19 protein-coding genes are annotated in these 20,450 nt (G+C 59.8%); 5 read left to right on the forward strand and 14 right to left on the reverse strand.

The features are described from left to right. Window positions 1–17 precede the first annotated feature (17 nt). The 6 genes from ACI0FJ_RS15725 to ACI0FJ_RS15750 form a co-directional block, all read right to left on the reverse strand. Complete coding sequence (locus tag ACI0FJ_RS15725) at window positions 18–665, reverse strand: YkgJ family cysteine cluster protein (RefSeq protein WP_424304871.1); 648 nt, start codon at window positions 663–665, stop codon at window positions 18–20. A 48-nt stretch (window positions 666–713) separates the two neighbouring features. Beyond that, complete coding sequence (locus ACI0FJ_RS15730) at window positions 714–2,096, reverse strand: protein kinase domain-containing protein (protein ID WP_424304873.1); 1,383 nt, start codon at window positions 2,094–2,096, stop codon at window positions 714–716. A 2-nt stretch (window positions 2,097–2,098) separates the two neighbouring features. Further along, window positions 2,099–2,824, reverse strand: a complete 726-nt coding sequence (locus ACI0FJ_RS15735; protein ID WP_424304875.1) for a metallophosphoesterase family protein — start codon at window positions 2,822–2,824, stop codon at window positions 2,099–2,101. Between the two features lie 44 nt (window positions 2,825–2,868). Beyond that, window positions 2,869–4,263: a trypsin-like peptidase domain-containing protein gene (locus ACI0FJ_RS15740; RefSeq protein WP_424304877.1), complete on the reverse strand. Its 1,395-nt coding sequence runs from the start codon at window positions 4,261–4,263 to the stop codon at window positions 2,869–2,871. Window positions 4,264–4,344: 81 nt separating this feature from the next. After that, window positions 4,345–5,193 carry a zinc metalloprotease HtpX gene (locus tag ACI0FJ_RS15745; protein ID WP_424304879.1) on the reverse strand — a complete coding sequence of 283 codons (849 nt, stop codon included), beginning with the start codon at window positions 5,191–5,193 and terminating at the stop codon, window positions 4,345–4,347. Between the two features lie 29 nt (window positions 5,194–5,222). Continuing rightward, the gene (locus tag ACI0FJ_RS15750; RefSeq protein ID WP_424304881.1) at window positions 5,223–5,666 is read right to left on the reverse strand and encodes an Hsp20/alpha crystallin family protein; all 444 of its coding nucleotides are present in this window, start codon (window positions 5,664–5,666) and stop codon (window positions 5,223–5,225) included. Window positions 5,667–5,864: 198 nt separating this feature from the next. Here ACI0FJ_RS15750 and ACI0FJ_RS15755 point away from each other — a divergent pair, with 198 nt between their 5' ends. After that, a complete protein-coding gene (locus tag ACI0FJ_RS15755) occupies window positions 5,865–7,187 on the forward strand; it encodes an ATP-dependent 6-phosphofructokinase (protein WP_424304883.1) in 1,323 nt (440 codons plus the stop codon). Window positions 7,188–7,321: 134 nt separating this feature from the next. After that, window positions 7,322–8,386 carry a nicotinate-nucleotide--dimethylbenzimidazole phosphoribosyltransferase gene (gene cobT, locus ACI0FJ_RS15760; protein WP_424304885.1) on the forward strand — a complete coding sequence of 355 codons (1,065 nt, stop codon included), beginning with the start codon at window positions 7,322–7,324 and terminating at the stop codon, window positions 8,384–8,386. A 149-nt stretch (window positions 8,387–8,535) separates the two neighbouring features. On the opposite strand, the gene ACI0FJ_RS15765 is transcribed toward cobT, so the two are convergent. Further along, entirely contained in the window at window positions 8,536–9,288 is a 753-nt protein-coding gene (locus ACI0FJ_RS15765) for a DUF6125 family protein (RefSeq protein WP_424304887.1), read from the reverse strand. Between the two features lie 34 nt (window positions 9,289–9,322). Next, a complete protein-coding gene (serB, locus tag ACI0FJ_RS15770; protein WP_424304889.1) occupies window positions 9,323–10,540 on the reverse strand; it encodes a phosphoserine phosphatase SerB in 1,218 nt (405 codons plus the stop codon). A gap of 321 nt (window positions 10,541–10,861) precedes the next feature. On the opposite strand from serB, the gene rsfS reads away from it, so the two are divergent. Genes rsfS through ACI0FJ_RS15785 form a run of 3 tightly spaced genes read left to right on the forward strand, consistent with a single transcriptional unit; the run spans window position 10,862 to window position 13,025 of the window. After that, on the forward strand, window positions 10,862–11,233 hold the full coding sequence (gene rsfS / locus ACI0FJ_RS15775; protein ID WP_424304891.1) for a ribosome silencing factor: 372 nt from the start codon (window positions 10,862–10,864) through the stop codon (window positions 11,231–11,233). Between the two features lie 2 nt (window positions 11,234–11,235). Beyond that, window positions 11,236–12,780 carry a 2,3-bisphosphoglycerate-independent phosphoglycerate mutase gene (gpmI, locus tag ACI0FJ_RS15780; protein WP_424304893.1) on the forward strand — a complete coding sequence of 515 codons (1,545 nt, stop codon included), beginning with the start codon at window positions 11,236–11,238 and terminating at the stop codon, window positions 12,778–12,780. Window positions 12,781–12,782: 2 nt separating this feature from the next. After that, window positions 12,783–13,025 (forward strand): hypothetical protein, encoded by a 243-nt coding sequence (locus ACI0FJ_RS15785; protein WP_424304895.1) that lies wholly within the window; start codon window positions 12,783–12,785, stop codon window positions 13,023–13,025. Window positions 13,026–13,342: 317 nt separating this feature from the next. Here ACI0FJ_RS15785 and ACI0FJ_RS15790 read toward each other — a convergent pair whose 3' ends face one another. The 6 genes from ACI0FJ_RS15790 to dxr all read right to left on the reverse strand — a co-directional run bounded on the left by ACI0FJ_RS15790 (window position 13,343) and on the right by dxr (window position 20,443). Then, window positions 13,343–14,407 carry a hypothetical protein gene (locus ACI0FJ_RS15790; protein ID WP_424304896.1) on the reverse strand — a complete coding sequence of 355 codons (1,065 nt, stop codon included), beginning with the start codon at window positions 14,405–14,407 and terminating at the stop codon, window positions 13,343–13,345. 60 nt (window positions 14,408–14,467) lie between these two features. Next, window positions 14,468–15,577, reverse strand: a complete 1,110-nt coding sequence (hisC, locus tag ACI0FJ_RS15795) for a histidinol-phosphate transaminase (RefSeq protein ID WP_424304898.1) — start codon at window positions 15,575–15,577, stop codon at window positions 14,468–14,470. Then, window positions 15,558–16,868, reverse strand: coding sequence for a hypothetical protein (locus ACI0FJ_RS15800; RefSeq protein WP_424304900.1), 1,311 nt, complete (start codon window positions 16,866–16,868; stop codon window positions 15,558–15,560). The genes hisC and ACI0FJ_RS15800 overlap by 20 nt, the downstream gene beginning before the upstream one ends. A gap of 429 nt (window positions 16,869–17,297) precedes the next feature. After that, window positions 17,298–18,092: a tRNA (adenosine(37)-N6)-threonylcarbamoyltransferase complex dimerization subunit type 1 TsaB gene (tsaB, locus tag ACI0FJ_RS15805; protein ID WP_424304902.1), complete on the reverse strand. Its 795-nt coding sequence runs from the start codon at window positions 18,090–18,092 to the stop codon at window positions 17,298–17,300. A 14-nt stretch (window positions 18,093–18,106) separates the two neighbouring features. Further along, window positions 18,107–19,174, reverse strand: coding sequence for an RIP metalloprotease RseP (gene rseP, locus ACI0FJ_RS15810; protein ID WP_424304904.1), 1,068 nt, complete (start codon window positions 19,172–19,174; stop codon window positions 18,107–18,109). A gap of 69 nt (window positions 19,175–19,243) precedes the next feature. Beyond that, window positions 19,244–20,443, reverse strand: coding sequence for a 1-deoxy-D-xylulose-5-phosphate reductoisomerase (gene dxr / locus ACI0FJ_RS15815; RefSeq protein ID WP_424304906.1), 1,200 nt, complete (start codon window positions 20,441–20,443; stop codon window positions 19,244–19,246). Window positions 20,444–20,450: the final 7 nt, after the last annotated feature.

Below are 20,450 nucleotides of genomic sequence, written 5' to 3' on the forward strand. Positions count from 1 at the left end.
GGTCTTGAACCTGATAATCAAACACCAGTTCCAACGAGGATCGTCTTACCTCCCTGGTCCAGACAGCGCAAGCCGAAGGCCGGAAAGAGCGTGGTAAGTGACCTTCCGAAGAAGAATTCCATCTGCTTGTCCGTGGCTCCGGTGGCGTTTTCCACTTTTTCGCGTACCGCCTTGTCGTAGCGGTGCATGGCCAGAAGCGCTTCGTAGGCTTCCGTATCGCGGGCGATTTTGCGCAGGCGCAGGGCCAGCAGGGCCAGCTCGTCCAGATTGCACTGGCGGTCGTGCTCGGCCATCAGTTCGGCCATGCCGCTGCCCTCTGCCACCAGGTCGGCGCGGGAGATGCGGCCCTCGGAGTACATGCCGATCAGCTCGGAGGGATCTTCGCAATCCAGGGCGCGGCATTCGGCGGGGCGGTCCGCATGGATGGTACACTCGCCCGGCTTGTACAAACGGCAGACGGTTTTGCCGGAAACCGAGGCGACTTTGACCAGTTCGGCGGGCAGGGGCAGTACCCGGCCTTCGATCTGGTCGAAAAGCAGTTCGCCTTTGCGGTGGGTGATACAGTCGGTCATGTTCAGGATGCCCTTTTCAAAGAGCGTCAGGTCCTGGCGGTGCAGGGTGGGACCGCCTTTTTCGCAGCAGGTGCCGCAACGTTTGCATTCCATGGAGATGTCCTGAAGTTTTCTTGAGGTTGGTGAAATAGCGTTGGTAAATCAGCAGCCGTCGCAAACCGCACGTACGTGCAGCCCGCAGGTGTGGTCCTGGGCAAAAACAAAGCCCAGCCGTGTGTCCACGCACCAGGATGAAATATAGGTGCAGCGGTCCGCACTCCAGAGCCAGCGCCCGCGTCGGCTGAACACGTCGGCCAGACAATAGTCATGCCGTTGCGTCGGAGGACGCAGGATGGTCGTCAGCTCGTCTGCCGTGGGCAGCCGCCAGCCGGTCTGCCCGGCATGGCCTGTGGCGTTGAGGTGGTCAACGTACTCTTGGGCGGCCTGCCAGTCCAGGGGGTAGTCGCATTCGTCGTATTGCCAGACAAGGCCGGTGGCCGTGTCCAGCACGGTGTTGTCCGCCTGGATGGAAAAGGTCTCTCCGGCCGGTCTGCGCGGACGCCAGAGTTCATCCACACAAAGCAGGTCACGGGCTTTCCCGGACCGTACCTTGATAGGGGTGTTCCGGGGCGCACCGCCTGGCGAGGTGGCGCACGTGGGGGAAGCCAAAGCGCCTTCGTCCTGGTCGGAAAGGGCGCAGGTGTTGTCCAGATCGCGCTGCCAGCGGCGAAAGGCATCGGCCAGTCCGTTGCGCATCTCCCGGGCATCGGCAAAGCGCTCGGCAGGTTCGGGCTGGACCGCGCGTTGCAGAAAGTCGTTCCAATGGGTGCCCAGGGCCGGATTGATGGCCGAGGGGGGCGGTCCGTCCTCCGGGCCCTTGCGCGGCGTTCCCGGAGGAAGCTCACCGGTCAGCATTCGCCACAGCAGAATGCCGCAGGAGAACAGATCGGCCTTGTAATCGGCGGTATCGGGATCGTCTTCCTGTTCCGGGGCCGTGTAAAAGGGGGTGCCCACCTTGATGCCGCCCGGCGTGTGCCATATTTCGCCACGCAGGGCGGACAGCCCGAAGTCGATGAGGTGGGCCGTATCGTCGGCTGCGATCATCACGTTGAAGGGCTTGATGTCGCGGTGCAGAAAATTCGCATGGTGCATGCGTTGCAGTGCGGACAGAATCTGGTCGCCGTAGCGCACTGCCTTGTCCACGGGCAGGACGCGGGTGGGCAGTTCGGATTCAAAGGATTCGCCCATCAGCAGCCCCAGGTTCATGCACCAATACTGCATGGTGTAGTAGGGGCGGTTGCTGTCGTCGCGTCCGCAGTCCAGAATCTGGGCAATGTTGGGATGGTCGAACGAGGCCATGGCCTGCACTTCGGCCAGAAAGCGTTTTTCAACTTCCTTGGCGCCCATCACTGCTTCCAGGGTTTCGTCCGGCCACAGCAGCTTGAGCGCCACAATGCGCCCGGCCATGGGCAGGACCGCCTTGTACACGCGTCCCATGCCGCCTTTGCCCAGCAGGCCGATTATTTCGTATTTCCCGATGCGCATGGCTACCACAACCTGTCCGCATAACGTTTGGGCAGGCCTTCTTCCTCCATGCGGCGCACGGTCTTTTCAATGTCGTAGGGAATAAAGCGGGCCTCTATGGTGTCTTTGTCCGAATCCCAGATAACGTATTTGGCGCGGTTGTCTCCGTCGCGCGGCTGGCCCACGCTGCCCGCATTGACGATATAGCGCATGTCCTTGCGCAGCTGGACGGTTTCCTGCTCCAGATTGCGGCGCGAGGCGGTTTCCCCGTCAAAGCTGGCCAGCCGGAGTTCGTGCGTATGGCCCACAAAGCAGATGCGTTCGGCATAGCGGTGGAACACGGCCGGGAGGTCGTCGTTGCCGCACAGGTACAGGTATTCGTAGTAGGACTCGGGCGGCATGCCGTGCACAAAGCGGCAGCCGTGGCGGATGATGAACAGGGGCATGTCGCGTATGGCGTCCATTGCCCGTTCCTCAACCATGTCCCGCGTCTTGGTGATGATCTGGGCGGCGTAGGGGTTGAACCCTCCCAGGTCGGGCCAGGACAGCAGCCCCAGCTCATGGTTGCCTGTTACCGAGGAGATACCGCGCTGTTCCAGCAGATCGAGCACGGCCTGGGGTTCGGGGCCGTAGCCCACGTTGTCCCCCAGGCAGACGATATCGTCTGTTTTCTGTCCGTCCAGATCGTGGAGTACCTCGTGAAAGGCTTCCAGATTGGCGTGAATGTCGGATATGACGGCCAGCCGCATACAGCAGATCCTTCTTTATATTGAAAGGGCGGTTGCCTGCGCGGCTACACGCCCATGCGTACGTAGTACCACTTGTTGTTGCGCTCCACGCGCAGAAGAATGGTCTTGCGCAGCCGTTCCACCATTACGGCCTGGGCAAAGTCGTCCATGGTTTCCAGCCGGTTGCCGCCCACTTGGGCAATGATGTCCCCGCGCTTGAGGCCGAGTTTGCCCGCCGGAGACTGAGGCCGCACGTTTTCCACCACCAGGCCGGGCCGTCTGGGATTGTACTTGCCCAGACGCAGGCCCCAGCGCAGTTCGGCCAGACCTTCCGCGGTCTTGGCGGAAAACTCCGTGCAGCGGGTGGACAGCCTGGTTTGTTTGCCGTTGCGCAGAACAATCAGCTGCAGCTGCTGGTCTTTGGTGTAGTTGCGCAGCAGGCTCAGATAGTGGTCCGTATCATCCACATCCACGTCGTTGATGGAGAGGATCACGTCGCCGGGTTGCAGCCCGGCCCGTTCCGCCGGCGTCTTTTGGTAGACTTCGGTTACCAGCATCCCCTGCACCTTGTGCAGGCCGAAGTACGAGGCCATGCTCTGGTCCAGGCTCTGCCCGGTAAGCCCCAGCCATACGCGGGCCACGCTGCCGGACTTGATGAGTTCGGTCACCACGCGGCTGGCCTTGTTGACCGGGATGGCAAAGCCGATGCCCTCGGCCTGGGCCTGTATGGCCGTGTTCAGCCCTATCACCTCGCCCATGATGTTGACCAGGGGGCCGCCGCTGTTGCCCGGGTTGATGGCCGCGTCGGTCTGGATGAAGTCCGTGTAGACCCCGCGTTCGGATTTGACAGACCGGCCCGTGGCGGAAATGACGCCCGTGGTTACGGTGTGGGAAAAGCCAAAGGGGTTGCCGATGGCCAGGACGGTTTCGCCGATCATGATGTCGGACGAGTCACCCAGCTTGGCCTGGGGCAGGTCGCCACGCCCCTTGAGGTGCAGCACGGCCAGGTCGAAGTCCGGGTCGGCGCCGACCATCTCGGCCTCGAATTCGCGTCCGTCCCGGAGCCGCACGTTGATTTCCGAAGCCCCGGAAATGACGTGGGCATTGGTCAGCACCAGCCGCTGGTGGCCGTCGATGATGACGCCGGAGCCCAGGCTGGTGGCCTTGTAGCTGCGGGTCTGGCCCGGTCCCATAAACTGGCGGAACAGCGGGGAAAATTCAGGGAACACATTGGCGAACGGGTTGGCCTGTTGTTCGATGACACGGGCCGAGGTGATGTTGACCACGGCCGGGGCCACCAGCTTGACGGCCCGGACCACGGGGGTGATGCGCGGGTTGTCCGGCAGTGCGCTTGTGGTTTGGGAGACGGAAACAGTGTTTGGCGTTTGCGCCTGAACCGGAAGCGCCATGCCCAGCAGCAGAAGCAGAAAAAGAACTGCCGGGGTTGAGGATCTCTGCATGATAACTCCTTTACCGATAAAGGTCTGTTCAGAAAGTGAAAACCCGGCCCAACCATGTGGTCGGGCCGGGTAAAAAACCGATTATTTGCCCGCCATGCGGCGCAATCGTTCGATGCGGTCGGGGATGGGCGGGTGGGTGCTGAACCAGCGGGCCAGGTTCTGCCCGGAAAACGGGTTGACGATGAACATGTTTTCCGTTGTCGGGCTGGCCTGCATGGGAATCTGGCGCGAATAGGAATCCAGTTTGTTGAGGGCTCCGGCCAGGGCCAGAGGCTGCCCAGAGATGCGGGCCCCGGTTTCATCGGCCAGGTATTCCCGCGAGCGGGAAATGGCCATCTGGATGAGCATGGCCGCTATGGGGGCGAAAATCGCCAGGGCCAGCGCGGCCAGGGGGCTGCCGCCTTCCTCGTCGTTGCCGCTCAGGCCGCCGAACAGGGCGCCCCATTTGATGATGCTGGACACCACCATGATGACGCCCGCCAGTACCGCGGCAATGGTCTGGATGAGAATGTCGCGGTTGGTGATGTGGCCGAGCTCGTGGGCCAGCACACCGCGCAGTTCTTCCGGGCTGAGCAGGCGCATGATGCCTTCGGTTACGGCCACGGCGGCATTTTGCGGGTTGCGGCCCGTGGCAAAGGCGTTGGGCGATTCCTGGGGCACGATGTAGATTTTGGGCTTGGGGATGCCCGCATTGGCGGCGAGTTCCTCGACCATGGTGTGCAGGGCCGGGGCGTCTGCCGGGGAAAGTTCCCGGGCGCGGTACATGGAAAGGACGATCTTGTCCGAGTACCAGTAGCTGCCAAGGTTCATGGCCAGGGCAAAGACGAACCCGAGGATGAGTCCTCCGCGGCCGCCTGCGGCCTGCCCGATGAGCATAACCACGGCGGTGAGAAGGCCGAGCAGAAGTGCGGTCTTGAGTTGGCTGGTCATGTGTTCGACTCCGTTGGATGCGTTGTGCTTCAGGTGGTTTCTATGGGGATGCGACGGTTGCTGTCGCATATCTCTTTCTTTGGGATGACGATGGTGAGCAACCCGTCCTTGAGCGTGGCGTTGACCGCCGAGCTGTTGGCCGTGGGCGGCAGCGGGAAGCGGCGGGAAAAATATCCGTGGCCTCGCTCCATGGTGTGGTAGGTTGCGCCCTGCACGTCTTTTTCGCAGCGGCGTTGGCCGAAAACGATAAGTTCCCGGTATTTGATCTCCACACCCACGTCTTCCAATTGAAGGCCGGGCAGTTCTATTTGCAGTACAAGCGCCTGGCTGGTCTGGAAAATATCGGCAATAGGACGCCATTGGGCGCGTTTGGTGGAAATGCGTTTGGGGGCCGCATCGTGGGGGAGTCCCGTATCGAGGCAGTCCGACGAATCAAAATGTTCGGTCCATGGATTCCAGTTTCTTTTGCCCATATGATCTCCAGCGTGTATCACCAGATCGAAACACGGTGCGGCTACATAATGCACCATATGACAGGCAAACTAATGCATCTTTGCCGTCAGTCAATGGCTTGCAGCCCTTGATTTTGTTTGCCGTGACAGGGTACACCAGAAGGCATACCTGAAAATCCGCCATCTGTCCGGCAGGACCACACGTTACGGGAGGACCCCATGTCTCAGGAAATGACCTGCATCGAACCCGCCGATCCGCCAAAGGATACCACCATCCCGACCCTTGGCCCTGCCAAGGTGGAGAGTTTTCTCAAGGCGGGAAATTACGCGGACGATGATAACAAGATTCTTATATACGTCAGGCAAAAGGATATGCAAAGCAAACAGCACCGCGATGCCTATCTGGAACCTGCCGGACCGCGAAAGAACATCTATTTCGACCCGTCCAAGACCAAATGCGCCATCGTCACTTGCGGCGGCCTCTGCCCCGGCATCAATGACGTTATCCGCTCCATCGTGCTGGAGGCCCATTACAACTATGATGTGGCCGAAACCCTCGGCATCCGCTACGGCCTGGAAGGCTTTATCGAAAGCTACGGCCACGATCCCATGGTGCTGACGCCCGAGGTTGTGACCAACATCCACGAATTCGGCGGCACCATCCTGGGCACGTCACGCGGACCGCAGTCTCTGGAAGCCATTGTCGATTTTCTGGAGCGGCGCAGTATCAGCATCCTGTTCGTCATTGGCGGCGACGGCACCATGAAGGCGGCCAAGGCCATCATGGACGAAGTCACCAAGCGCGGCGTCAAGATTTCCATCATCGGCATCCCCAAGACCATCGACAACGACATCCATTTCGTCTCCCAGACCTTCGGCTTCGACACGGCCGTGGAAAAGGTTACCGAGGCCATCCGCTGCGCCCACACCGAGGCCCTGGGCGTGCCCAACGGCATCGGGCTGGTCAAGGTCATGGGCCGGGAGTCGGGGTTTATCGCGGCCCAGGCTTCCCTTGCCCTGCGCGATGTGGACTTTGTGCTCGTCCCGGAACAGCCCTTTGCGCTGGAAGGTGAAAACGGTCTGCTTCAGGCCATGCACAAGCGGCTCAAGATGCGCCAGCATGCCGTGATGGTGGTGGCCGAGGGCGCGGGCCAGGATTTGCTGCGCAAGGAAAGCGCCACGGACGCCTCGGGCAACGTGCGTCTGGGCGACATCTGCGGCCTGCTGCGCAAGGAGCTTGATTCCTACCTGACGGAGCAGGGCATGGACTACACCCTCAAGTTCATCGACCCCAGCTACATTATCCGTTCCATCCCGGCCAACTCCAACGACCGCATCTATTGCGGCTTTTTGGGGCAGAACGCGGTCCATGCCGGTATGGCTGGGAAAACCGGCATGATCGTCAGCAAATGGAACGGCCAGTATGTGCACATGCCGCTTTCCCTGGTCATCACCCAGCGCAAGCGCATCGACATCTGCTCCAACTACTGGCGCAGCGTGCTCGAATCCACGGGCCAGCTCGTCTACTTCGGCACCAAATAGCCGGAGGACGCGAAAAACAACCTTGAATCGACGCCCGGCGGTCCTTCCGTCGGGCGTTTTTGGTGCAACGTTGCCTTTGCGGTTGGCCTTCCGTAAAGTCCCGTGCCGATACAATTCCGTTTATGGAGAATGCAATGCAGGAAAAACTGACGCGGACGCTTGCGGCGATCCGCCCCGTGAATAAGGAACTGGCCGCTCCGGCCAAGACGCATCTCGACGGCCTGACCAAACCTCCGGGAAGCCTCGGACGGCTGGAAGAGCTGGCCACGCGCATCTATATGATTCAGGAATCCGAAACCCTCGCGCCCTATCCGGCCATGATGTACACCATAGCCGGTGACCACGGCGTCAATGCCGAAGGTGTCAGTCCCTTTCCCCAGGAAGTCACCCGCCAGATGGTGCTCAATTTCGCCAATGGCGGAGCGGGCATCAACGTGCTGACCCGCATGGGCGGCATCGACCTCAAGGTGGTGGACGCCGGAGTCTGCGGCGAAAAATTTCCTGAACATCCCGATATCATCCAGCGCAAGGTGCGCCCCGGCACGGACAACATGGCCCAGGGCCCGGCCATGAGCCAGGAAGACTGCCTCAAGGCCCTGTGTCTGGGCATCGACCTTGCCCACGAGGCCCGCGAGGCCGGATACCGCTCTCTGGGCACCGGCGAGATGGGCATTTCCAACACCACGCCCAGCACCGCCCTGTACTGCGCTTTTCTGGGCTGCGATCCCGTGGACATCACCGGTCCCGGAGCCGGGCTCAAGGCCGAGGCCATACAGCACAAGATCACGGTCATTGCCCGTTCCCTGGAAGTGAATGCCGAGGCCGTGCGTTCCAAAGACCCGCTGAAGATTTTGGCTGCCGTGGGCGGCCTGGAAATCGCCGCGCTGGCCGGGTTGATTTTGGGTGGGGCTGCCAACCGCATGCCCGTTGCCGTGGATGGATTCATTTCCACTGCCGCCTTTATCACGGCCCGCGCCTTTTGCCCGGACGTGATGGACTATTGTTTCATCAGCCATCAGTCTGCCGAGCCGGGCTACAGTGCCATCACCAGTGCCGTGGGACAGCGTCCTCTGCTGGACCTGGATTTTCGTCTGGGCGAGGGCACCGGAGCGGCCATTGCCCTTTATCTGCTCAAGTGCGCCGCTGGTATCTGGAACGACATGGCGTCGTTTGCAGACGCCGGGGTGAGCGGGGGATAAAGAAAAAGATGCCTCCGGCGGCCGGGGGAGATGATCTCCCCCGGACCCCCACATTTTTTCCACAATAAGACCCCGTCGAGCATATGCTCGACGGGGTCTTATTGTGGAAAAAAGGCTTGAAAAGTCGTTATAGGATCGTTCGGCTGAAATTATGTGTTCGTCAGCGTAAACCGCCAGGCACAGACCCATTCCTCGGGATGTGGGTCGGGCGGGCAGCCAATGCATTCGCAGTGCAGCCGGGGATCGATTTCGTGGGCGAATCCTGTATATTCGGTGACGCCGCCGGATTTGCAGGGGTAGTCGTCCAGCCCCTTGCGTTTGCGCGCAGTCTGCACCCGGCAGTCGGTCATGCGGAAAACAATGGAGGTTTCCGTTTCTTCCGTAAATTCCCAGCGGTTCAGCTTGGCGTACATGCGCGCGCCAAGGGCGGCTTTGAGTGCCTGAATACCGCCGTTATCCGGCAACCCCAGCAGATCTTTGGCGCGTCGGGCCTCCAGCGGGGCAAAGCGCGCCCAGCAGGTGTCGTTCACCCTTTTGGCCGCATGCATCCCGGCCTTGCCCTCAATGGCCTGAAACCATACTCCGTCCGCAGCCAGCCAGGAGGAACGAAGCGCCATGCCCAGCTTGTCCAGTGTTTCCCGGTCCAGACCGGAAAGCATTTCCTGAAGCTGTCCGTCCTGTGCCCCGGAAATTGCCCTCTCCAGCTTGCCGGAAACAATGGCGGACAATCGGTCCCCAGCTTCCTTTTCCGCATCCAGCGCGGCTTCCAACCCCAGCTGATGCACGCTTTCCGCCAGCCACAGCCCGTAATGCGCGGCCAGCTGGCGGATGATTTCACCAATGTCGTGCAGTCTCGTCTGGTCGCCTGTTATCTGGTCGTCGGTGGTTTTCGTGTCGCTCATTCGGGGTGCTCCCGGCTGAAATTCCTGGAAGAGTTTAATTCACCAAATCTCTGTCCCGCATGCCGATGAGGTACAGAATGCTGTCCAGCCCCAGTGTGGAAATAGCCTGGCGTGCGCCCGCCTTGACCTTGGGCTTGGCGTGGAAGGCGATACCCAGCCCCGCCAGGTTCAGCATGGGCAGGTCGTTGGCACCGTCGCCCACGGCAATAACCTGTTGCAGGCTGATGTCTTCGCGCCGGGCAATGTCTTTCAGCAGAAAGGCCTTGCGTTCCGCGTCCACAATGTCGCCCAGGACTTTTCCTGTAATTACGCCGTCCACTATTTCCAGCTCGTTGGCGTACAGATAGTCGATGCCCAGCTGGTCCTGGAGTTTGCGGCCAAAATAGGTGAACCCGCCGGAAATGATGGCGATTTTGTATCCGTAGCGCTTGAGGTTGGCGATAAGCCGTTCCGCGCCGGAGGTCAGGGGAATGCGGTCGGCAACCGCGTCCAGTGCCGCCTCGTCCAGACCACTCAGCAGGTTGAGGCGGCGGCGCAGGCTTTCCTTGAAGTCTATTTCGCCCCGCATGGCCGATGCGGTAATGGCGCTTACCTGGTCGCCCACTCCGGCTTCCTTGGCCAGCTCGTCCACAACTTCCACCTGTATGAGGGTGGAGTCCATGTCGAAGACCACCAGCCTGCGGTTGCGCCTAAAGGCGTTGTCCGCCTGCATGGCGATGTCCACACCCATTTCCGCAGAAATGTTGAGAAACTCCCTGTGGATGGCACCCGTGTCGCGGGGCGTTCCGCGCAGGGAAAATTCCACGCAGGCCGGGCGGTTCAGCACACCTTCGTCCAGCGAGGTGCGGCCCGTCAGCCGGGTGATGACGTCGATGTTCAGATCGTTTTCCGCCAACACCTTGGACATGACAGCCACCTGGCGGGAGGTGATTTTGGGGCCCAGCAGCGTGACGATATGCCGTTCCTTGCCTTCCGCCTTTACCCATGCCTCGTGAGCGTCCTGGTCCACGGGCGAAAATTTGATGTTCACGTCCATGTCGTGCGCGGCAAAGAGCAGTTCCTTGATGATGGGGGCCGATTCCGACTCGGGCGGGATGCGGATAAGAATACCCAGGGAAAGGTTCTGGTGGATGACGGCCTGGCCCATGTCCAGGATGTCCACGTCGTATTCGGCCAGAATGGACGTGAGCCGCGCGGTCAGCTTGGGCTTGTCCAGTCCGTATATATGTATAAGAATGAGTTGGTCGCTCATGTCATGCTCCGGTAACTAGATTGTGGCACTGTGTTTCCGGTATACGCGGACCCTGCCCGGCCCGTATTTCCGGTTGCGTCTGGCTGTTCATTCCATATTTCTTTGCGCCAGTAAATGCGCACAATAAGGTAAGTTCGTGGTATGGGGGACAGGTACGCATGATTGCGTCCATCCGATGCTTGAGGTAAAGGCTTCCCATAACGGCCGTGGCAATAAGATGTTTCGGGAACGAAGGAAATAAGGACCGCTTTCGTTCCCGGCCGATTCCGGCAGCATTGAGCCGCGTCATCACGGTCTTTCCCCAAACGGTACAATAAAAACATGAAGAAAAGAGAAAAGCGTTTTGCGGACATCGCATCCGAGGAAAAGGCCCGCAAAATGGCCTCCTGGCTCGAAGACAAAAAAGCCGAAGACGTCGTTGTCATGGACGTGCAGGGCCAAAGCCCCATCACCGAGTTCGTGGTTTTGGCAACAGCGGGAAGCCCCCGCCATGCCAAAGGCCTGGCCTCGCATGTGCTGGACATGATGGGCGAGGAAAATTTCGAATATCTGGGCATGGAAGGGCAGGACGAAGGCCATTGGGTCCTCGTGGACTGCAACGACGTGCTGGTGAATATTTTCATGGGCGAGCATCGCGCCCAGTTCAACCTTGAAGGACTCTGGGCCGAGGCCCGGCGTATATCCCGGGAGTAGATATGCCAACACCCCCACTTTTGCTGCTTATCCTGGACGGATGGGGCTATGCCCCGGAAGGTCCGGGCAATGCTGTTTCCCAAGCCGAAACCCCGCATCTCGATTCCATACTTTCCTCTTATCCCTCCACGTTGCTGGCCTGTGCAGGCCGGGCCGTGGGGCTGCCCGACGGCTTTATGGGCAACTCGGAAGTGGGGCACATGAACATCGGTGCGGGGCGCGTCGTCTATCAGGACATGACGCGCATCGACCTGGCCATTGAACAGGACGAGTTCACGTCCAACCCCGCCTTTGTCCAGGCCGTGGAAGCGGTCAAGGCATCGGGCGGAAAGCTGCACCTCATGGGCCTTGTCTCCGACGGCGGGGTGCACAGCCACCAGAATCATATCAATGCCCTGCTCGACATGGCCAAGGCCAACGGTCTGGACCAGGTCTATGTGCACGCTTTTCTGGATGGCCGCGACACGCCGCCCACCAGTGGCAAGGGCTATGTTAGCACCCTGCTCGACACCATGAGCCAGAAGGGCATCGGCAAAGTGGCTTCAGTAACGGGCCGCTTTTATGCCATGGACCGCGACAAGCGCTGGGACCGCAATGCCCTGGCCTATGCCGCCCTGGTGCAGGGCGAGGCCGAAACCGCCACAAATCCCCTGGACGCCATTCAGCGTTCCTACGACCGCAATGAAGGTGACGAATTCGTCAAGCCCTGCGTAATGACGGACAACGGCGAACCCATGGCCCCCGTACAGGACGGCGACGCCATCATTTTCTTCAACTTCCGCGCCGACCGTGCCCGCCAGATTTGCCGGGCTTTCTTTGACCCGGATTTCGACGGATTTGAACGCAAAAGCCTGCCCAAGCTGGCCTTCTTTGTGACCATGACCCGCTATGAGGGGGATTTTCCCATGGCCGTGGCCTTTCCGCCCGTGTCCATAGAAAATACCCTGGGCCAGACCGTGTCCGAAGCCGGGCTTGCCCAGCTGCGCATTGCGGAAACGGAAAAATACGCCCACGTCACCTATTTCCTCAACTGCGGACGCGAAGAACCTTTTCCCAATGAGAACAGGGTGCTGGTTCCATCACCGCGTGAAGTCGCCACCTACGACCAGAAGCCCGTCATGTCCGCCCGTGAGGTCACGGACAAGCTGCTGGAACGTCTGGACGACAACCGCTTGTGCGTCTGCAACCTCGCCAACCTGGATATGGTCGGCCACACCGGCATCATCAAGGCCGCGGTGGAAGCCGTGGAATGTGTGGACGAGTGTGTGGGACGCATCGTGGACGCAGTCCTGGAGCGCGGCGGCACCATTCTGATGACCGCAGACCACGGCAATGCCGAGGAAATGATCGATCCCAAGGGCAATCCCCAAACCGCACACAGCACCAATCCGGTCCGGCTGGTCTACATTGCCAGCGACGTGGACGGCCTGTGCCTGCGCGACGGCGGAAAGCTGGGAGACATTGCGCCCACGGCCCTGGCCATTATGGGGCTGCAGCAGCCCGAAGCCATGACAGGCGTGAACCTTGTGGAAAACGGAAGCAGGTAGCCATGTCTGAAAAAAACAAGGTTGAAACACCTGTACGTCCTTCGGGCATGGAACTGATCTATCTGTACCCCTGCCCGCATTGTAAGCGCGAAGTGCCGCTCATCTCGCCCACCCGGCCCGACCGGGTGCGCTGCGATGCCTGCGGACGTACCTTTCCCATCGTTCCCATACACGAACGCTCCAATCGCTTCGTCAAGCTCATGACCGCCAACGGCCTCGCCGCTGTTGATCCGGATTTTATGTAGAAGTTTTGGGGAGATGATGTGGGGGAAAACCTCTTAAAAGAGGTTTTTCCCCCACACCCCCTTTCCAGAAAATTTTGGTATGGGTTTCGGCCCAAATCTTAGACTCTGTCTGTAAAATTCCCCTACGACGTTCGCAGGCTGCTGAGAACTGCTGCGAGAGCAAGGCGCGAGAACAATTCAAGCTCGACGCGTATTTCCTGATACGCGAGGGTTTGAATTGTTTGAAGCAACGCCGCTATCGTGCTGTTCTCAACAGCCTATATCCGTAAGGACCGGGGGAGATCATCTCCCCCGGCGGGGTACGGGGCAGCGCCCCGTTATCTTTCTTCTTTTTCTGCCTGCAATGCCTGCCAATCCGCCTGCACCATTTCCATTATCCGTTTGCCTTCCTCTGTAAGGATCTGCGGCTTGGAAAAGTCCGGTGTTCCGGAAACTTTCTGCATCAGCAGGGCGTCCCGGTCGAACCACAGCGGCAGCACGCCGCCGAAGAAAAAGCCTGACTTGTGGGCTGCCTCTGCGGCGGCGGAGCATCCGGGATGCGAGAGCGGCAGGAGAAGATGGTAGGTGTGCATCCCAGGGCATTTGCGTTCAGCTTCGGCAAGATGTTCGGCAAAGTCGGCACCCACGGACTCCACTTCAATCTTGGCTACATCCGATTCGCCCAGGGGGAAGACCGAGATCTCGGTTTCGGGCGAAGTGGCGAGCGCCTTTTCTCTTGCCTCGTTGTCCAGATATGTGCGGTCCAGCCCCAACCATGCGTAGATTTCGCGAAGTTGGGCGTGGAAACGGTCGGGCAGGTAGAGATCGTCCGGGCAGTTCTTCAGCGGGAGGACGCTGTCCATCAGCGAGATGCGGCCATACACGGCCTGCTCGCCAGGTCGTGCTGGCATGGGCTCCATTTCCAGGGCGCAGAACTTGGCATTGAATTTCTTGGTGAGCTTTTGCGGGGTAAGATGGTCGCACACGCACTGGCCGAAAATAAGATCGATTCCCAAATGCTCCGGCGGATTTTTATGTATCTTGCTGGCAAGCCGCAGGGCGAGTGACGTGCCCCGGTAGTCGGGATGCACAATCCATCCTCCGGCTTCCATTATCCTGTCGCCGGGCGCGGAGTGGAACAGGGCGTACAGGCCCACTATGTCGCCTTTGCTGGTGCGTCCGACAACCTGGTAAAGATCGTTCCCCTGGTTGTTTTGCACGATGGTTTCCGGGCTGTACACATCGTCTACCGGGAATGTCTCCCCATACACAGCGTAGTAGAGACGCGTTATGCCAAGGGCGTCCTTCGGCTGAAAGGCGTCCACCTCGAATTTCTGCCCCGGTTCTATAACGTAGTTTTCTTCCCGAAGCCGGGCCAGATGCTCTTCTCTGCTTTGGTCCATAGTAACTCTCTGTTGGGTAATCCGTCCGGCATGGCGGCAGGCATATTGCCGGAGAAATAATTATTTGAATACGTCAGGGAGAACTGTGCTGAATTCTTCCAGTACATGCTCCCGCACCAGGCTTACGCGAATCCAGTTGGGGAAGCGGAAACCGGTCATGGTGCGGACCATAAATCCCCGGCGCAGGAGTTTGCGTTGCAGCAGGGTGTCGGAAATGGGCGTTTTGATCATGGCGTAGTTTCCTTCGCCAATCACATGTTCGAACCCCAGTTCTTCGCAGGTCTTTCTGATGATCTCGCGGCCCCGGCGCACCATGCACAGCGTCTGTTCCATGAACGGGGAGCAATCCAGCAGTGCAGCCCGTGCGGCCAGCTGGGCCATGGTGTTCACGGAATAGGCTACATGGGCGCGGCTGATGATATCCGTAACTTCCGGGCCTGCGCACAGATAGCCCACACGCAGCGCGGCCAGGGCGTACATTTTGGAGAAGGTCCGGAAAACCACCAGATTCGGGTATTCGTCCAGCAGGCGGATGCAATTGGGATAGTCGGGCTGCTCCACGTATTCAAAATAGGCTTCGTCCGCCACCACGATGCAGCGTCCGTCCACCGCATCCAGAAAACGGCGCATGGTGGCCTCGTCCCAATAGGTTCCGGTGGGGTTGTTGGGATTGCAGACGAAAATGAGCTTGGTGCGCTCGTCCACGGCTGCCAGCATGGCGTCCGGGTCGAAACCAAGGTTTTCATCCAGCGGAATCAGGCGCGGCTCGATGCCGGAAAACTGCGCCACCCATTCGTAGACCGCGAATGTCTTGTCCGCGGTTACGATGTTGTCGCCCGGTTCGCAGAATGCCTTGACCACGCTGGAAATCAATTCGCACGAGCCGTTGCCTACCAGAAACTGCGACGGGTCCGGCCCCAAAACTTCGGAAAGGGCTTCGCGCAGGTTCTTGCTGTCGCCGTGCGGGTAGATGGGCACAACGCCCGCCTGGATTTCGGCCAGCAGTTCGCGCACCGCAGGCGAGGGGCCCAGGGTGTTTTCGTTGTTGTTCAGCCTGTGCAGATGGTCGAGGCCGTACAGCCGCATCAGTTCGGCATCGGGCGGACTTGGGCGGTAGGGGGCGAACAGGCGGATGTGGGCTGGAATGAGCTTATCGAGATTCAGGAACATGGCGAAAGGTCAGTGTATCGGACTGCCTGCCGTGGGGCAGCAGAAGTTCAGGCTGAAATGCACACTGGGTCAGGTGTCCGCCCATGGCGGCTTGCCAGCCTTTGGTGAGATCGATCTCAAAGAAAATATTCCGGTAGCCTGCGGAGGTGAGGGTGGTGACGTGGCGGGAAAGATTCTCGCCCATGTCCGCACCGTTCAGCTCCGGGGAGAGGATTGCCTGGCTCAACCGTGGATTGAGGCGTACGCCGATAACGGAATTCGCCTGGAGTGCTTCTCCCAGGTCGGTCACCGGGCGCATGTCGCGGACCAGTTCCAGAGCATCGTAGCGGCTTTGCAGAAATTCCGAGAACTCCGGGTGCGTCCAGACTGCGCCGCCGAAATCCTCCTGAAGCATCCGGCCCCAGATGGATTGCATGACCGGGCTTTCCGAACCTTCCAGCAGGTTGGGCAGTTCGGCCAGCAGTTCAAAGCCATACTCGGCCAGGGACTGTGTAGCCAGACTGCTGAAGACGATTTTCGCTTTGGTGCGTCCCATGGCCTGCAACAGGCCGTTGATGAGCTTTTCGGCAACGGAATTGTCCGTGGTAAAGTCGTAGGGACCATAGAAATTCACGCTCTGCTCGGAGCGCATGGTCCAAAGGATGATGCCGCACTGGCGGTCTGCCGCGTCGCGGGCTTCCAGAGCGAAGATTTCCCCGGCTTGGAGCTGGTCCCCTGTTTTTCCCGGACATATACACCAGTCCGCCACCACATATCCCGGAAAAAGCGTGGTAATGGCGCTGCATGCTTCGAAAATTGCCTGTGCATCTTCAACTGGCGAAAGGGTGGGCTGTCCCTGCATTTGTACGCGCTCTGCGGCAAACGGTTCCGTGTCGGGATAGGCCTTGTCCACGCGCAGAACTATTTCCATGAATCGGCCTTCCATGCCTACGCGAAATCCGTCGGACATACGCGAAGCCAGCAGCAGGGGCAGGGACATCCAGTCCGGCTCCTCTCCGTTCGTATTGGGGGAGGAAACCATGTTCAGGGCGGAAAGGTCGAGGTCTGCCGAAGGGAAGGAAACGCCGATTTCCACGCCCGTGGCGACGGGGCGGAGTGTTATTTCGATTTCCCCGGCTTCTGCCGAGGCCAGAAATTGGAGAAGCTCTTCGGCGCAGTTGACCAGGCGCAGGGTCTTGGACGGGTCCAGGCCGAAAACCGCGCCTGCCTGTTCGGCGGCATTCTGTACAAGACCGACCCAGGCTGTATTTGCAGGAAGATGGAGGCGGATGCACGATTGCGTGGTGTTCACGAAATTCCTCGCTGAAGAATGGATAAACAAACCCACATGTTCGCTGAACGCCAGGAGAAAGGTCCGCCGGGAATATAACCGTATGTGAGCTTTGGTATTAAAATTGGGCGAACCGTACAGTGATTATCAAAGGAAGTGTCTATGCAACTTTTCTTGCAAAATGACAAATCCTGATTTTCAGAGAGGGTTTATACAAGCAGGGGGCGAAGATTGTGGCTTTTGGGGTGGCTAAAGATTTTCCGCAGGCTGCTGAGAACAGTTGCGAGAGCCAGGCGCGAGAAAGATTCAAGACCGACACGTATTTTTTGATACGCGAGGGTTTGGATCTTTTGAAGCAACGCCGCTATCGTGCTGTTCTCAACAGCCTGTAATGTGGGGGCTCGGGGGCCATCATGGCCCCCGGCGGGGTATGGGGCAGCGCCCCATTCATTACTTTATAATCATGTCTTCCAGACTCAGATCAATCCGCTTCTGGGCTTCGTCCAGGGAGAGGCCGCGCAGGCTGGCGATGTGTTCCAGGTTTTCTTCCGCGTCCGAAGGACGGACATAGCAGGGCGCAATGGGAGCCCGGGCGTATCGGGCCTGGGCGGCCATGCGCAGGAGCGCGTCGGCTTTGGGCGTGTCGAAATCCTGGGGCAGGCTGGCGATGTCGGCAAACACTTCGGGGTTGCGGCGCAGTCCCGTGCCAAGGGTGGCGACGGGCTGGGGCAGGCTGTCCAGGAGTCCCCTGGCCTGTTGCGCGGTCAGGGCGCGGACGTCTTCCCAGCCGTCGAGTGGTTGCCGTGTTTCGGGATCAAAAGCCTGCAAATAGACCTGCCCGCGCCGGGCATAGGTCAGCACGGCCAGAGAGGCGGCCGGAGCCAGGGGTGGCGCGGAAACGGCCAGGGTTTGCAGGTGGTTCAGCCCGGCCAGGGGGGTGCGGCTGCCCCCAAGAAATCCCATGGCCGTGGACAGTATGATGCGTATGCCCGTAAAGCTGCCCGGTCCGTAAACGCAGGCGATGCCGCCAAGGTCTGCGGGCGTGATTCTCAGAAGTTTGAAGGCCTGTTCCAGGGCCGGGGCCAGCACCCCCATGGCGCGCGACGGAACAATCCATTCCTGGGCGGTCAGAAGACCGGCCTTTCCGTCGCGGCATTGTCCCAGTACCAGCTGCAGCCGTTCTTCGGATGCGCCGAGGACGAGTAGGTGGCCGTCGGCAGGGCTGGCAGTTTCGTTGATATCCATCCGGTCTGTGTCCTTTATTGGGTGATGAGCCGCTGCACGTCGTTGTAGATGGCCAATGCCATGAGCAGGAGAAGCAGGGATATGCCTGCGCGCAGGGCTATGCCGCGTATTTTTTCGCTGATGGGCCGCCGGATGACGGTTTCGATGGCAAAGAACAGGATGTGTCCGCCGTCCAGCACCGGAATGGGCAACAGGTTGATAAGCCCCAGGTTGATGCTGATGAGCGCAGCCAGGGCAAGCACTTCGGCCAGTCCCCGTTCGGCCTGCTGGCTGACCATCTGGGCAATCATGATGGGACCGCCGATGGTATCCAGGGGAATGATGCGTTCCACCAGCTTGACCAGCCCCTGCACGGTGAGGTCCACCATGTGCCAGGTCTGTTCACCAGCCTGCACAAAGGCGTTGCCCAGGCCGTAGTGGACCATTTCGGTCTCGGTGGAGGACATGATGCCGATGAGCGGGCGGGAGATGGTTTCTCCAAAGATATTCTTGCCCGTATGCATGGCCGGGGTGACGTCCAGTTCCATGACCGTCCCGTTGCGGTCTACGCCCAGGTGGACGCGTCCGCCGCCCGAGTTGCGGATGACTTCGGCAAAATCCTCCCAGTATTTCACTGGGGCGCCGTCTATGCTGACGATGCGGTCGCCCTGCAGCAATCCGGCGGACAGGGCCGGGCTGTCGGGCTGCACGCCGCCGACAACGGGCAGCAGCTTGGGATGGCCGTAGGAGGCCATAAGAAACCAGAAGATAAGGAAGGCCAGCAGAAAGTTGAAGATAGGGCCTGCCGCCACAATGCACATGCGTTGCCAGGCGGGCTTGGTTTCAAAATTCTGGTCCGGGGTAAAGCCTTCGGGCACTTCCTCGCCGGGCTGTTCTCCCACCATGGAGACGTAGCCGCCCAGGGGAATGAGCGAAAGCTTGTACTCGGTTTGTCCTTTTTTTACACCGAACAGCTTGGGGCCGAAGCCGAGGGAAAAGGCCTTGACCCCGACGTTGAAGAGTTTGGCGAAAAGAAAGTGTCCCAGCTCGTGGAAGAAGATGATTCCACCCAGGACGATTATGACGGTTATGGCGCTCAGCATGCGTCCTCTTTTGTTCGGGTTGCGGGCGGTGGCTTTTTACAGCCTTGCCTTTCGAAGCGCGCGGTTTTGTCAGCCGTGGTGGGCCAGAGTCCGTTCGCGGGTTCTGGCGTCCAGGTCGAGGATGTCGTCCAGCCGGTCCGCGGGTTCGGACCGGTGCTGTTCCAAGGCGCGTTCGATGATACGGGGAATGTCCAGAAAAGCGATCCTTTCTTTGAGGAACAGGTCCACGGCCACCTCGTTGGCGGCGTTCAGGACCACGGGATGGCTTGCTCCGGCCCGATATGCCTCGCGAGCCAATCGCAGGCATGGGAATAAATGTAATTTCGGTTCCTCAAAGGTCAAGGAGGCGAGGCGGATAAGATCGATGGGCTCCACGCTCAGTTTGAGCCGCTCCGGGTAGGCCAGACAGTGGGCAATGGCGACACGCATGTCTGCCGGGCCCAGATGGGCCAGGATGGAGCCGTCCACGAATTCCGCCAGGGAGTGGACGATGCTCTGGGGATGGACCACGGTGAGCACGTCTTTTTCATCCAGACCGTACAAATGACAGGCCTCGATGACTTCCAGCCCCTTGTTCATAAGGGAGGCCGAGTCGATGGAAATTTTTGCACCCATGGACCAGTTGGGATGGTTCAGGGCCTGCTCGCGGGTGACGTTTTCCAGAAAGGCCGCGTCCTTTGCACGGAAAGGTCCGCCGGATGCCGTCAGCAGCAGATGTTTGAGCGTGCGCGCGTCCTCGTGGCAGACCACCTGAAAGAGGGCGTTGTGCTCCGAGTCCACGGGCAGGATGACTGCGCCGCTCTTGCGGCATTCCTCGCGGATGAGGTGCCCGGCCAGAACCAGGGACTCCTTGTTGGCCAGGGCGACTATTTTCCCTGCCTTTACCGCCGCATAGGTGGGCGGCAGTCCGGCTGCGCCGACAATGCTGGAAAGCACCACATCCACTTCGTCCAGGGTTGCCAGGGTGCAGTACCCTTTCGGTCCGGTAAGGATTTCCGGGGCATAGTCCGCAGGTAGCAGCGCGGCCAGTTCCTTGGCTGCGGCATCGTCCAGAACGCACAGATATGCCGGACGGAAATGGACGGCCTGTTCGGCCAGCAGCTTGGCGTTGCGTCCTCCGGCCAGGGCCAGAACGCGGAATTTTTCCGGGGCGTCTTCCACTACGCGCAGGGTATTGGTTCCGATGGAGCCTGTGCTGCCCAGAATGCAGAGCGTGCGCGGGAATGAGAGCTGTTCCGGACGTGGAAGTGTGGAAATGTAGGTCTGCACGAGGCGT

Origin of the sequence: Desulfovibrio sp. 7SRBS1 (genome assembly GCF_049723905.1) — a bacterium.
GTDB lineage: Bacteria > Desulfobacterota > Desulfovibrionia > Desulfovibrionales > Desulfovibrionaceae.

Bases quoted from the DNA above. Each gene is read 5' to 3' on its own strand.
- ACI0FJ_RS15725 (WP_424304871.1), bottom strand. From the start codon at position 665: ATGGAATGCAAACGTTGCGGCACCTGCTGCGAAAAAGGCGGTCCCACC.
- ACI0FJ_RS15730 (WP_424304873.1), bottom strand. From the start codon at position 2,096: ATGCGCATCGGGAAATACGAAATAATCGGCCTGCTGGGCAAAGGCGGC.
- ACI0FJ_RS15735 (WP_424304875.1), bottom strand. From the start codon at position 2,824: ATGCGGCTGGCCGTCATATCCGACATTCACGCCAATCTGGAAGCCTTT.
- ACI0FJ_RS15740 (WP_424304877.1), bottom strand. From the start codon at position 4,263: ATGCAGAGATCCTCAACCCCGGCAGTTCTTTTTCTGCTTCTGCTGCTG.
- ACI0FJ_RS15745 (WP_424304879.1), bottom strand. From the start codon at position 5,193: ATGACCAGCCAACTCAAGACCGCACTTCTGCTCGGCCTTCTCACCGCC.
- ACI0FJ_RS15750 (WP_424304881.1), bottom strand. From the start codon at position 5,666: ATGGGCAAAAGAAACTGGAATCCATGGACCGAACATTTTGATTCGTCG.
- ACI0FJ_RS15755 (WP_424304883.1), top strand. From the start codon at position 5,865: ATGTCTCAGGAAATGACCTGCATCGAACCCGCCGATCCGCCAAAGGAT.
- cobT (WP_424304885.1), top strand. From the start codon at position 7,322: ATGCAGGAAAAACTGACGCGGACGCTTGCGGCGATCCGCCCCGTGAAT.
- ACI0FJ_RS15765 (WP_424304887.1), bottom strand. From the start codon at position 9,288: ATGAGCGACACGAAAACCACCGACGACCAGATAACAGGCGACCAGACG.
- serB (WP_424304889.1), bottom strand. From the start codon at position 10,540: ATGAGCGACCAACTCATTCTTATACATATATACGGACTGGACAAGCCC.
- rsfS (WP_424304891.1), top strand. From the start codon at position 10,862: ATGAAGAAAAGAGAAAAGCGTTTTGCGGACATCGCATCCGAGGAAAAG.
- gpmI (WP_424304893.1), top strand. From the start codon at position 11,236: ATGCCAACACCCCCACTTTTGCTGCTTATCCTGGACGGATGGGGCTAT.
- ACI0FJ_RS15785 (WP_424304895.1), top strand. From the start codon at position 12,783: ATGTCTGAAAAAAACAAGGTTGAAACACCTGTACGTCCTTCGGGCATG.
- ACI0FJ_RS15790 (WP_424304896.1), bottom strand. From the start codon at position 14,407: ATGGACCAAAGCAGAGAAGAGCATCTGGCCCGGCTTCGGGAAGAAAAC.
- hisC (WP_424304898.1), bottom strand. From the start codon at position 15,577: ATGTTCCTGAATCTCGATAAGCTCATTCCAGCCCACATCCGCCTGTTC.
- tsaB (WP_424304902.1), bottom strand. From the start codon at position 18,092: ATGGATATCAACGAAACTGCCAGCCCTGCCGACGGCCACCTACTCGTC.
- rseP (WP_424304904.1), bottom strand. From the start codon at position 19,174: ATGCTGAGCGCCATAACCGTCATAATCGTCCTGGGTGGAATCATCTTC.